At 70.7% G+C, this 11,989-nt stretch carries 11 protein-coding genes; 3 read left to right on the forward strand and 8 right to left on the reverse strand.

Translation table 11 applies throughout. The features are described 5' to 3' along the window. Positions 1–230 precede the first annotated feature (230 nt). Positions 231–1,982, forward strand: coding sequence for a 2-isopropylmalate synthase (gene leuA / locus ABZS80_RS10110; protein WP_355055393.1), 1,752 nt, complete (start codon positions 231–233; stop codon positions 1,980–1,982). A gap of 52 nt (positions 1,983–2,034) precedes the next feature. Here the strand turns inward: leuA and ABZS80_RS10115 are convergent, their stop codons facing one another. Beyond that, positions 2,035–3,468 carry an MFS transporter gene (locus ABZS80_RS10115; RefSeq protein ID WP_355055394.1) on the reverse strand — a complete coding sequence of 478 codons (1,434 nt, stop codon included), beginning with the start codon at positions 3,466–3,468 and terminating at the stop codon, positions 2,035–2,037. A gap of 139 nt (positions 3,469–3,607) precedes the next feature. Here ABZS80_RS10115 and ABZS80_RS10120 point away from each other — a divergent pair, with 139 nt between their 5' ends. Together ABZS80_RS10120 and ABZS80_RS10125 are read left to right on the forward strand one after the other, a co-directional pair. Further along, on the forward strand, positions 3,608–4,234 hold the full coding sequence (locus ABZS80_RS10120) for an HNH endonuclease family protein (protein WP_355055395.1): 627 nt from the start codon (positions 3,608–3,610) through the stop codon (positions 4,232–4,234). Continuing rightward, entirely contained in the window at positions 4,216–4,695 is a 480-nt protein-coding gene (locus ABZS80_RS10125) for a hypothetical protein (RefSeq protein ID WP_355055396.1), read from the forward strand. Before ABZS80_RS10120 ends, ABZS80_RS10125 begins: the two co-directional genes overlap by 19 nt. Positions 4,696–4,753: 58 nt before the next feature. Here ABZS80_RS10125 and ABZS80_RS10130 read toward each other — a convergent pair whose 3' ends face one another. The 7 genes from ABZS80_RS10130 to ABZS80_RS10160 all read right to left on the reverse strand — a co-directional run bounded on the left by ABZS80_RS10130 (position 4,754) and on the right by ABZS80_RS10160 (position 11,948). Beyond that, positions 4,754–5,860, reverse strand: coding sequence for an oligopeptide/dipeptide ABC transporter ATP-binding protein (locus ABZS80_RS10130; RefSeq protein WP_355055397.1), 1,107 nt, complete (start codon positions 5,858–5,860; stop codon positions 4,754–4,756). Further along, positions 5,857–6,843, reverse strand: a complete 987-nt coding sequence (locus ABZS80_RS10135; RefSeq protein ID WP_355055398.1) for an ABC transporter ATP-binding protein — start codon at positions 6,841–6,843, stop codon at positions 5,857–5,859. The genes ABZS80_RS10130 and ABZS80_RS10135 overlap by 4 nt, the downstream gene beginning before the upstream one ends. Before the next feature lie 43 nt (positions 6,844–6,886). Continuing rightward, a complete protein-coding gene (locus ABZS80_RS10140) occupies positions 6,887–7,828 on the reverse strand; it encodes an ABC transporter permease (RefSeq protein ID WP_192579796.1) in 942 nt (313 codons plus the stop codon). 95 nt (positions 7,829–7,923) lie between these two features. After that, positions 7,924–8,931 carry an ABC transporter permease gene (locus ABZS80_RS10145; RefSeq protein WP_355055399.1) on the reverse strand — a complete coding sequence of 336 codons (1,008 nt, stop codon included), beginning with the start codon at positions 8,929–8,931 and terminating at the stop codon, positions 7,924–7,926. A gap of 102 nt (positions 8,932–9,033) precedes the next feature. Next, on the reverse strand, positions 9,034–10,704 hold the full coding sequence (locus ABZS80_RS10150; RefSeq protein ID WP_355055400.1) for an ABC transporter substrate-binding protein: 1,671 nt from the start codon (positions 10,702–10,704) through the stop codon (positions 9,034–9,036). 334 nt (positions 10,705–11,038) lie between these two features. Further along, complete coding sequence (recR, locus tag ABZS80_RS10155) at positions 11,039–11,632, reverse strand: recombination mediator RecR (protein WP_302770752.1); 594 nt, start codon at positions 11,630–11,632, stop codon at positions 11,039–11,041. Between the two features lie 7 nt (positions 11,633–11,639). Beyond that, complete coding sequence (locus tag ABZS80_RS10160) at positions 11,640–11,948, reverse strand: YbaB/EbfC family nucleoid-associated protein (protein ID WP_355055431.1); 309 nt, start codon at positions 11,946–11,948, stop codon at positions 11,640–11,642. Positions 11,949–11,989: the final 41 nt, after the last annotated feature.

The following is an 11,989-nucleotide window of genomic DNA, read 5'->3' on the forward strand; positions in this document are numbered from 1 at the left end:
CTGCCTTCCCACCCCCGACCTCACCACGTAGGGTGACCTTGTCATGTGGCGCGCGTACCTTCTCCTTGGCTGCCGCGACGAGGCCTGACCGGCCGGCACCTCGTCGCGGAGTTGAACCGCGCCGTCCAGCACATCCGATCTTCTTCTCGGCACCGCCGCGCACCGTCGCCCGGCATCCGCCGACACCTTCCGATCTGCTGACGCCACATGTTCCCAGGGAGCACTCCGAGATGGCTCAACCTGTCACCGACGCCGAGACCGATCCGATCGCCCGGCAGCGCCCCAGCCGGATGCCGTTCCAGCGTTACCTGCCCTACCACCAGCAGTTCCGGTTCGACCTGCCGGACCGCGCCTGGCCGACCCGCCGCGTAGAGGCCGCGCCCCGCTGGTGCGCCGTGGACCTCCGCGACGGCAACCAGGCCCTGATCGACCCGATGTCGCCGGAGCGCAAGCGCCGGATGTTCCAGCTCCTGGTGCAGATGGGCTACAAGGAGATCGAGGTCGGCTTCCCCTCGGCCAGCCAGACCGACTACGACTTCGTCCGGCAGCTGATCGAGCAGGACCTGATCCCGGAGGACGTCACCATCCAGGTGCTGACCCAGTGCCGGGAGCACCTGATCGACCGGACCTTCGAGTCGCTGCGCGGCGCGCGCCGGGCCATCGTGCACTTCTACAACTCCACCTCGACGCTCCAGCGCCGGGTGGTCTTCGGCCTGGACCGCGACGGCATCACCGACATCGCCACGACGGGCGCGCGGCTCTGCCAGAAGTACGCGGAGATCCACACGCCGGACACCGACATCCACTACGAGTACTCGCCGGAGTCGTACACCGGCACCGAGCTGGAGTACGCGCTGGAGGTCTGCGCCAAGGTCATCGAGGTGGTCGACCCCACCCCGGACCGGAAGCTCATCGTCAACCTGCCGGCAACCGTCGAGATGGCCATGCCGAACATCTACGCCGACTCGATCGAGTGGATGCACCGGCACCTGCCCCGCCGGGACAGCCTGGTGCTGAGCCTGCACCCGCACAACGACCGGGGCACCGGGGTGGCCGCCGCCGAGCTGGGCCTGCTGGCCGGCGCCGACCGGATCGAGGGCTGCCTGTTCGGCAACGGCGAGCGCACCGGCAACGTCGACCTGGTCACCCTGGGGCTGAACGTGTTCTCCCAGGGCATCGACCCAATGATCGACTTCTCGAACATCGACGAGGTCAAGCGCGCCGTCGAATACTGCAACCAGCTGCCGGTGCACGAGCGCCACCCGTACGCGGGCGACCTCGTCTACACCGCCTTCTCCGGCTCCCATCAGGACGCGATCAAGAAGGGCTTCGACGCGCTGCACACCGACGCGGCGGCGGCCGGGGTGCCGGTCGACGAGTTCACCTGGGCCGTGCCCTACCTGCCGATCGACCCGAAGGACCTGGGCCGCACCTACGAGGCGGTCATCCGGGTCAACTCGCAGTCCGGCAAGGGCGGCGTCGCGTACATCATGAAGTCCGAGCACCAGCTCGACCTGCCGCGCCGCCTCCAGATCGAGTTCTCCGGCGTGGTCCAGCAGGTCACCGACCACGACGGTGGCGAGGTCGAGCCCGGCACCATGTGGGAGATCTTCGCCCGCAACTACCTGGTCGACCACCAGGTCGACCCGGCGGTCACCCTGGCCGGCTACGCCATCGGCACCGCCGAGGGCAAGGTCGAGATCGAGGCCCGGGTCGGCTACGACGGCGAGGTCCACCCGCTGACCGCGGTCGGCAACGGCCCGATCGACGCGTACGTCAACGCGCTCCAGTCGCTGGGCGTGGCCGTGCGGGTGCTCGACTACCACGAGCACGCGCTGTCCTCCGGCGGGGACGCGCAGGCCGCCGCGTACGTGGAGTGCGAGGTGGACGGCCGGACCGTCTGGGGCGTCGGGATGGACGCCAACATCGTGACCGCCTCGATCAAGGCGGTCACCAGCGCGGCCAACCGCGCCCGCGCCTGATGTGAAAGGAGGGGTCCCCTGTTAACGCCTCGTGCATAACAGGGGGCCCCTCCTAACCGCGCTCCGGCTGGCGGGGGCGGTGGATCAGCAGCCCGGCCAGCACCGCGCCGGCCAGCAGCAGGCCGGCGCACCAGAACATCGCCCCGCGGAACGCGCCGGCCAGCGCCGTCTTCTGCTCGTAGCCGCTGCCGGAGAGGCCGACCAGCAGCGGCAGCGCGGCCACCGCGAGCAGGCCACCGGCCCGCGCGGCGGCGTTGTTGAAGCCGCTCGCCACCCCGGCGAACCGGTCCGCCACCGCGGCCAGCACGGACGCGGTCAGCGGGGCGACCACCAGGGTGAGCCCCGCGCCGAACAGGAGCACCCCGGGCAGCACGTCCACCCAGTACGACGCCCCGGGGCCGACCCGGCGCAGCAGCAGCAGGCCGGCCGCGGCGACCACCGGGCCGACGGTGAGCGGCAGCCGGGGGCCGATCCGGGCGGCGAGCGCCCCGGCCCGGGCCGAGCCGACCAGCAGCAGCAGGGTCATCGGCACGGTGGCCAGGCCGGTGAGCAGCGCCGACCAGCCGACCACGTTCTGCAGGTAGACGGCGAGGAAGAAGGTGAAGCCGCCGAGGGCCGCGTAGACGATCACGGTGAAGATGTTCAGCACCGAGAAGAGCCGGCTGCCGAACAGCCCGGTGGGCAGCATGGCGGTGTCTCCGCGGCGCCGCTCGACCAGCACGAAGACCACCGCGCCGAGCACCCCGAGCACCGCCGCGGCCACCACCGCCGGAGAGCCGGCGCCCCGCGCCGGCGCGTCGATCAGGGCGTACGTGACGCCGCCGAGGGCCAGCGCGCCGAGCAGCGCGCCGGCCACGTCGAACCGCCGGCCGGCTCCGGTACGCGAGGCGGCCTCGTCCCGGCTCTCCGGCACCCAGCGCAGCGCGGCGAGCACCACCCCGACGGCCAGCGGCAGGTTGACGAAGAAGATCCACCGCCAGGAGAACGCGTCGATCAGCCAGCCGCCGAGGAGCGGGCCGAGCGCCGTGGACACCCCGGAGAGCCCGGACCAGGTGCCGATGGCCCGGGCCCGGTCGTCCGGGTCGAAGCTGGCCTGGAGCACGGAGAGCGAGCCGGGGGTGAGCAGCGCCCCGCCGGCACCCTGGAGGAACCGGGCGGCGATCAGCCAGCCGGTGCCCTGGGCCAGCCCGCACAGCATCGACGCCACGGCGAACCACACCACGCCGAGCAGGAAGACCCGCCGCCGCCCGAACCGGTCGCCGAGCGCGCCGCCGAGCAGCACGAAGGCGGCCAGCATCAGCAGGTACCCGTTGACCGTCCACTGGAGACCCGCGACGCTGGCGTCGAGTTCGGCGCCGAGCCGGGGCAGCGCCACGTTGACCACGGTGCTGTCCAGGAAGACCATGCCGGAGGCGAGGATCGCCGCGAGCAGGGTGCCGCGACCGGCGGCGGTGCCGATACGCAGCGCGGGAGCGGGTGCGGTCATGGGTAACCACTCTGCCCGGCCCTCCACTTCCGACGCCACGAATCACGGAAACCATCTCCGGGTACTGTGCGGACTCGCCGGGAGCACGCAAGCTGGAGGGGTGTCGTCTGTGCGTACGAGATCAGGAGCCCGTGCCGGGATGGCCGCCGCGCTCACCGCGGTGCTCGCCCTCGGCGCCACCGGATGCGTGCCCGTCGACGAGCCGGACACGCCGCCCAGCGCCGCCGGCAACGTCGACCAGCAGCTCGGTCAGCTGACCGTGGCCGCCGCCGGGTCGATGAAGGGCTACAGCCGGACCCGCTTCCCGCACTGGCGGGACACCGGCAAGAACTGCGACGTGCGGGACAGCGTGCTGCAACGGGACGGCGAGGGCATCAAGCTCTCCGGCTGCAACGTGGTGGGCGGCCGCTGGGAGAGCGCGTACGACGGGCTGGCGCTGAGCGATCCGGCCGACGTGGACATCGACCACATGGTGCCGCTGGCCAACGCCTGGCGCTCCGGCGCCGACGAGTGGGACGACTCGAAGCGCGGCGACTTCGCCAACGACCTGACCCGGCCGCAGCTCATCGCGGTTTCCCTCCGCTCCAACCGGGCAAAGGGTGACCAGGACCCGTCCCAGTGGAAGCCGGCGAACCGGTCGTACTGGTGCCAGTACGCGGCGGACTGGGTGACGGTCAAGCACTACTGGCGGCTGACGGTGACCAGTGCCGAGAAGGCCGCCCTCACCGACATGTTGGAGGGCTGCACATGGGCGAACAAGCCGTGACCGGGGCCGGTGGCGCGCCGGCGCCGGAGGGAACGCCGGACACCACCGGCGGGGCCGCCGCAGCGGCCCCGGGCGGCGCGACCGCGCCCGGCCCGACCTCGGCCGGGATGACGGCCGACGGCACGCCGGCCGCCCCCGCCGACGTCTCCGGCGCCGGGATGTCCGCCGACGCCACCCCGAGCACACCCGCGGCGGCCCCGCCGGCGCCCGGAACCCCGGAACGGACCAGCGACATCACCGCCGGCCCGGGCGGGGTGATGACCGACGAGGTGGGCGTGGTGACCGGCGACCTGACGCTGCGCACCGAGTACGCCGACGGGCAGGTCACCCTGCGGGTGCAGTACAAGGACGCCGACGAGTGGTACGCGGTGACCGGTGGCCGGGTGCCGCTGGCCGACCCGGCCGCGCTGGACGCCGTGCACACCGTCGCGGTGGCGCTGCTGAACCGCCCCGAGGGCTGAGAGTCCGAACGCGACGAGGCCCCTTCCCCGCCCGGGGAAGGGGCCTCGCGTCGTCACGTCACGGGGTCGGGATCAGCTCCCCGGTGTCGCCCGGCGCCGCGCCGTCGTCGGGCCGGACCAGCTCCGGCTCCACCTCGTGCGGCCGGATCCGGCCGGCCGCGATGTCCTCCGCGTAGTGGCAGGCCACCCGGTGCCCGCCGAGCACCTCGCGCAGCGCCGGCCGCTCCTCGGCGCACCGGGTCGGCTGGGCCCACGGGCAGCGGGTGTGGAACCGGCAGCCGGCCGGCGGGTTCGTCGGCGAGGGCAGGTCGCCGGCGAGCAGGATCCGCTCCCGGTGGTCCTCCACCTGCGGGTCCGGCACCGGCACGGCCGACATGAGCGCCTTCGTGTACGGGTGCATCGGCTCCCGGTAGAGGTCGTCGCTGGACGCCTCCTCCACCAGGCCGCCGAGGTACATGACCCCGACCGTGTCGGCGATGTGCCGGACCACCGCCAGGTCGTGGGCGATGATCAGGTACGTCAGGCCGTGCTCGTTCTGCAGCTCCTCCAGCAGGTTGATCACCTGCGCCTGGATCGACACGTCCAGCGCGGAGACCGGCTCGTCGGCGACGATCAGATCCGGGTCGAGCACCAGCGCCCGGGCGATGCCGATGCGCTGCCGCTGCCCGCCGGAGAACTCGTGCGGGTACTTGCTCAGCGCCGAGGCGGGCAGGCCGACCGCGGCGAGCGCCTCCCGGAGCCGCTTGGCGGTGGCCGCCTTGTCCTTGGCCAGGCCGTGCGCCTTGAGCCCCTCGACCAGCAGCGACTCCACCGACTGGCGGGGGTCGAGGCTGGACAGCGGGTCCTGGAAGATCATTTGGATCCGGCGGCGCATCCGGCGCATCGACTCGCCCTTGAGCGCGCGGATGTCGGTGCCGTCGAAGACGATCTCGCCGTCGGTCGGCTCGACCAGCCGCAGCAGGCCCCGGCCGAGGGTGGACTTGCCGCACCCCGACTCGCCCACCAGCCCGTACGTCTCGCCCTTGTTGATGGAGAGCGAGACGCCGTCGACGGCGTAGACGTGACCGACGGTGCGGTCGAAGAGCACGCCGCTCTTGATCGGGAAGTGGACCTTGACGTCACGCAGTTCGACCAGTGGTCCGGTCCGCTCGGTCGACTCGGTCACGGCACCGCCACCTCCTCGGAAACGGGGTTGTTGCAGCGCAGGTCGCCGCCGGTCGCGGTGGGTTCGAGCGGAGGGGTGCCCTCCAGGCAGGCGTCCACCACGTTGTCGCAGCGGGGGGCGAACGCGCAGCCCTCGACCCACGGGATGTTGTCGGCCACCGAGCCGCGGATGGCGTGCAGCCGCTCACCCCGCGGCGAGTCCAGCCGCGGCACCGAGTTCAGCAGCCCGTGCGTGTACGGGTGCCGCGGCCGGGCGAACAGCTCGTGCCGTTCGGCCCGCTCGACCACCTTGCCGCCGTAGAGCACGTTGACCGTGTCGCAGAGGCCGGCCACCACGCCCAGGTCGTGCGTGATCATGATCAGCGCGGTGCCGGTCTCGTCGACGAGCTGCTTGAGCAGGGTGAGGATCTGCGCCTGGATGGTCACGTCCAGCGCGGTGGTCGGCTCGTCCGCGATGAGCAGGCGCGGCTTGCAGGCCAGCGCCATGGCGATCAGCGCGCGCTGCCGCATGCCGCCGGAGATCTGGTGCGGGTACTCCTTGAGCCGCCGCGTCGGGTCCGGGATGCCCACCGCGTCGAGCAGCTCGCGGGCCTCCTTCATGGCCGCCTTGCGGTCCATCCCGCGGTGCCGCTCCAGCACCTCGGTCACCTGGACGCCGATCGGCACGACCGGATTCAACGACGACAGCGGGTCCTGGAAGATCATGCCGATGTCCCGGCCGCGCCGGTCCCGCATGTCGTCCGGGCGCAGCTTGAGCAGGTCGGCGCCGTCGAAGTAGACCTCACCGGCGACCTTGTTGCCCCGGCGGGGCAGCAGGCCCATGATCGCCAGACTGGTCACACTCTTGCCGCAGCCGGACTCGCCGACCAGACCCACGGTCTGCCCCGGTTCCACGCTGAAGCTCACCTTGTCGACCGCGGTGAACGGCCGCTCACCGCGACGCTGGAACACCACGCTCAGATCGCGTACGTCGAGCAGGCTCATCGGGTCACTTCCTCACGGTGCTGGTCCTTGGTCCGCATCGCCGTCACCGCCGGCTCTTCGGGTCGATCGCCTCGCGCATGCCCTCACCCAGCAGGGTGAAGCCCAGCGCGACCACGATGATCGCGACGGCCGGGAAGTAGGCCAGTTCCGGCCGCACCTCGAAGTAGCGCTGCCCGTCCACACCGAGCATCAGGCCCCACTCGGCGCGGTTGATGTCGGGGTCACCGAGACCGAGGAAGGAGAGCGACGCCGCCTCCAGGATCGCGGTGGAGAGGGTCAGCGTGGCCTGCACGATCACGGCGGTCATCGCGTTGGGCAGCATGTGCCGCAGCACGATCGACCCCTGCTTGACGCCGAGCGCCCGGGCAGCCAGCACGTGGTCGCTCTCCCGTTGGGCGAGCATCGAGCCGCGCAACAGCCTTGCGAAGATCGGCACGTTGACGATGGCCACCGCCAGGATGACCGTCCACTGGCTGGACCGGCTGGCCATGGCCACCAGGCTGATCGCCAGCAGCAGGGCCGGCAGCGCCAGCATCACGTCGGTGAAGCGCATCAGGATGTTGTCGACCCAGCCGCCGAAGGCGCCGGCGATCGCGCCGACCAGCACGCCCAGGGCCAACCCGATGAGCGTGGCGAACACACCGACGAAGAGGGTCTGCCGGCTGCCGTGGATCATGCGGGACAGGAAGTCCCGGCCCAGCGGGTCGGAGCCGAGCGGGAACTCGCTGCTGGCGCCGGGGATGCTGTCGACGGTGAGGTTCTTCGTCAGCTCGTCGAAGCGCTGCGCGGGGTCGTGCGGCGCGAGCAGCGGCGCGAAGATCGCGACCAGGACGAAGAGCGCCACGATGGACGCGCCGACAATCGCCGTCGGGTTGCGCCGCAGCCGGCGGAACGCGTCCCGGACCAGGCTCACGCCGCCCTTGTCGGCGGTGGTCTGGGCCAGCTGCTCCAGCCGGGCGCGCTTGCGCTCGCCGAGCCGGTCGATGCCGCGCGGCAGGGTGCCCTCGCGCTTCTCCTCGACGGCGGCCGGGTCCACGCTCTCGCGCGGGGTGCCCACCGTGGGCCGGGTGATCGGGTCACTCATCGCACACGCACCCTCGGGTCGATGAAGGCGTAGGAGAGGTCGACCAGGAGGTTGACCACCACGAAGACCAGCGCGGCCAGCAGGATCAGCGCCTGGAGCACCGGGTAGTCGCGGCCGCCGCTGATCGAGTTGTAGATCAGCGTGCCGAGGCCGCCCCAGTTGTAGACCCGCTCGGTGAGCACCGCGCCGGAGAGCAGCGCACCGGTCTGCAGGCCGATGGTGGTGACCACCGGCAGCAGCGCGTTCCGCAGGATGTGCCGGCCCCGGATGGTCTTGTGCCGCAGGCCCTTAGCCTCGGCGGTGCGGACGTAGTCCTCGTTGAGCACGTCGAGCACACTGGCCCGGGTGATCCGGACGATCACCGCCAGCGGGATGGTGGCCAGGGTGAGCGCCGGCAGGATCAGGTGCCACAGCGCGTCGCCGGCGGCGTCGAACTCCCGCGTGAGCAGCCCGTCGAGCACGAAGAAGCCGGTCACGTCGGTGTTGTCCACCCCGGTGCTGATCCGGCCCGAGGGCGGGAACCAGTGGATGTTCTGGGTGAAGACGTCCTTGAGCAGGTAGCCCAGGAAGAAGATCGGGATCGAGATGCCGAGCAGGGTGCCGGCGATGCTCGAGTTGTCGAGCAGCCGGCCGCGGTGCCGGGCCGCGAGGTAGCCGAGCGGCACGCCGAGACCGATGGCGATGATCATGGCCGCCGCGGCCAGCTCGATGGTGGCCGGGAAGGCACGCCCGATCACCTCGGTGACCGGGTCGCCGCTGCGGATCGAGTTCCCGAAGTCGCCCGTCAGCAGCCGCTGCATGAACTTGCCGTACTGCACCAGGATCGGCTGGTCGTAGCCGAGCGCCTTGATCAGCAGGGCGCGTCGCTCCGGCGTGGCCCGCTCACCGAGCAGCGCCTCGACCGGGCCGCCGGGCAGGTTCCGCAACCAGATGAAGACCAGCGCGGACAGCCCTATCAGGGTCACCACCAGCTGCAGCAGGCGGCGGACTATGACTCGCAACATCTCTCACACACCAGATTCTCGGTAACAGCGGGTCGGCCCGGGCCGGGAGAGCAAGCCCGGCCCGGGCCGATTCCGCGTACGGCGTCAGCGGTCAGAAGCGCTTCAGCCGACGCTGACGGTGTTGAACCGCTCGTCGGTCAGGGGGCTGGCGACCAGACCCTTGACGTCCTTGGTGACCACGATGGCCGGCGGGGCGTGCCAGACCGGCACGGCCGGCAGCCACTTGGCGGCGATGTCGCGGTTGACCTGCTCCCACGCGGTCTTCTTGCCGGCCTCGTCGACCGTGGCGTCGGCCTTGGTGATCGCGTCGAACATCTCGGTCATCCCCTGGTCGCCGAACTCGACCTTGCCGCGGCCGAAGAAGGTGCCGACGAAGTTGCCCGGGTCGTTGTAGTCACCGGTCCAGCCGAGGATGTGCAGGTCGTGCTTGCCGAACTGCTGCACGTCGTCCTTGTAGCCACCGTTCCACGGGCGGGCCACACCGTTGACCTTGATGCCGACGGCCTGCAGGTCGTTGGCCAGGACGGTGAAGATCTCCTGCGGGTTCGGCATGTACGGCCGGGAGACGTCGGTCGGGTAGTAGAAGTTGAGCGTCAGGTTCTCGGCGCCCGCCTCCTTGAGCAGCTGCTTGGCCTTGTCGACGTTGTAGTCGTACTTCTGCACGTCCGCGGCGTAGCCGAGCACGGTGTCCGGCATGAACTCGTCGGCGACCTTGGTGCCACCCGGGCCCTTGGTCTGGACGAGCTGCTGGCGGTTGAGGGCGTAGGCGATCGCCTGGCGCACCCGCAGGTCCTTCAGCTTCGGGTTCTTCTGGTTGAAGCCGAGGTAGAGGATGTTGAACGCCGGGCGGTCGAGAACCTGGAAGCCCTCGCCCGAGAGCGCCTTCCGGTCGGCCGGGGCCGGGAAGTCGATGCCCTGGACGGTGCCCGCCCGCAGCTCCTGCTTGCGGGTGTTCTCGTCCTCGATGATCTTGATGACGAGCTTGTCGACCTTGGCCTTCTCGCCCCAGTAGTCGGGGTTCCGGTTCAAGGTGATCTCACCCTTGGCCTTGTCCCAGCCACCGAAGGTGAACGGGCCGGTGCCCACCGGGTGCTCGTTGGCGAACGCGCTGTACTCGAACGAGTCGCCGTTCTGCTTCACCGTGTCGGCGTCGTACTTCTTCAGCGCCTCGGGGCTGGCGATCGAGAGCGCGGTCAGCGCGAAGGCGCCGGGGAAGGCACCCTTGTACCGGTTCATCGTGACGACGGCGGTGCCGTCGTCCTTCGCCTCGCACTTGTTGTAGACCGGGTCGCCCGCACCCTCGGCCTCGTTCTTCGCGAAGCCGCCGAAGACGTCCGAGTAGTAGATCATCTGCGACTGGGCGGCGGCGCCCTTCATGTTGAACCAGCGGTCGAAGTTGAAGCAGACCGCGGCGGCGTTGAACGGGGTGCCGTCGTGGAACTTCACGTTCTTGCGCAGCTTGAAGGTCCAGACCTTGCCCTCGGGGTCGTGCTCCCAGCTCTCCGCCAGGGCGCCCTGCAGATCGGCCGTGCCCGGCTTGTTCTGCACGAGGGTGTCGTACATCTGCCGGATCGGCCGGAAGGACTCACCGTCGTCGTTGAAGATCGGGTCGAAGTTCTTCGGGTTACCGGCGCCCGCGAAGACGAAGGTGCCGCCGGTCTTGGCCCCACCGCTGTCGTCGTCGCGCTCGCTCTTCGCGCAGCCGGACGCCCCGACCGCCAGAGCGGCGGCGGCCGCGAGGGCCACGGCCGCTTTAAGCCTGCTCGCCTGCATCTCTCACCTCTGTCATGCGCATGTGTTCACGCCGAGCTGTGACTCAGTCCGTGTGCGGGAGGCTATGACACGACACACAGAATGCGGAACGCCCGCGCGGCAATCGCTATCAAGCCGACACCAAGTGGCCGGGTCTGACAGCGTCCGATCTCCCGACAAACAGGACTGTCACAGCCATGAGCAGATAGTGGGATCGGACGGATCGCCGCAAACCGGCCAGCCGCTGGTCGGGTGGCGCCCACGTGGCGAATCGCACACCTCCCACATTCCGGATACGCGAACAAGGCCGGCCGGCCCCTTCCACGGGACCGGCCGGCCTGGTCGTTCGCTCCGGTCAGATCGCCCGGCGGCCCTCGAAGGCGCGACCGAGGGTGATCTCGTCGGCGTACTCCAGGTCGCCGCCGACCGGCAGGCCGCTGGCGAGCCGGGTCACCGCGATGCCCATCGGCTTCACCATCAGCGCCAGATAGGTCGCGGTCGCCTCACCCTCGGTGTTCGGGTCGGTGGCGAGGATCAGCTCGCGAATCGCGCCCCCGCCCAGCCGGGTCATCAGCTCCCGGATCCGCAGGTTGTCCGGGCCGATGCCCTCCAGCGGGTTGATGGCGCCGCCGAGCACGTGGTAGCGACCGCGGAACTCGCCGGTCCGCTCGATCGCCACGACGTCCTTCGGCTCCTCGACCACGCAGAGCACCTCGTCCGTGCGCCGCGGGTCACGGCAGATCCGGCACTGCTCCGACTCGGCCACGTTGTAGCAGGTCGTGCAGAACCGCACCAGCTCCTTGACCTTGCGCAGCGCGCCGGCCAGCCGGTTCACGTCGGCGGGATCCGCCGAGAGGACGTGGAAGGCGATCCGCTGGGCGCTCTTCGGGCCCACGCCCGGCAGCCGGCCCAGCTCGTCGATCAGGTCCTGGATGGCACCCTCGTACATCTGCCGCTCAGAACCCGGGCAGGCCGAGGCCGCCCATGCCGCCCGCGACCGGGCCCATCTTCTTCTCGGTCAGCTCCTTGGCCGCCTCGGCGGCGTTGTGCACGGCGGCGACGACCAGGTCCTCCAGCGTCTCCACGTCCTCCGGGTCGACCGCCTTCGGGTCGATCTTGACCGCCTTCAGCTCACCGGTGCCGGCGACGGTGGCGGTGACCAGGCCCCCACCGGCGGTGCCGGTCAGCTCCGCCTCGGCCAGCTCGGCCTGCGCCTTGGCGATCTGCTGCTGCATCTTCTGCGCCTGCTTCAGCATCTGCTGCATGTTCGGCTGTCCACCTGGGCGCACGGATGGCTCCTTCTCGC

This window comes from Micromonospora sp. NPDC005305 (genome assembly GCF_040607315.1).
Taxonomy (GTDB): domain Bacteria; phylum Actinomycetota; class Actinomycetes; order Mycobacteriales; family Micromonosporaceae; genus Micromonospora.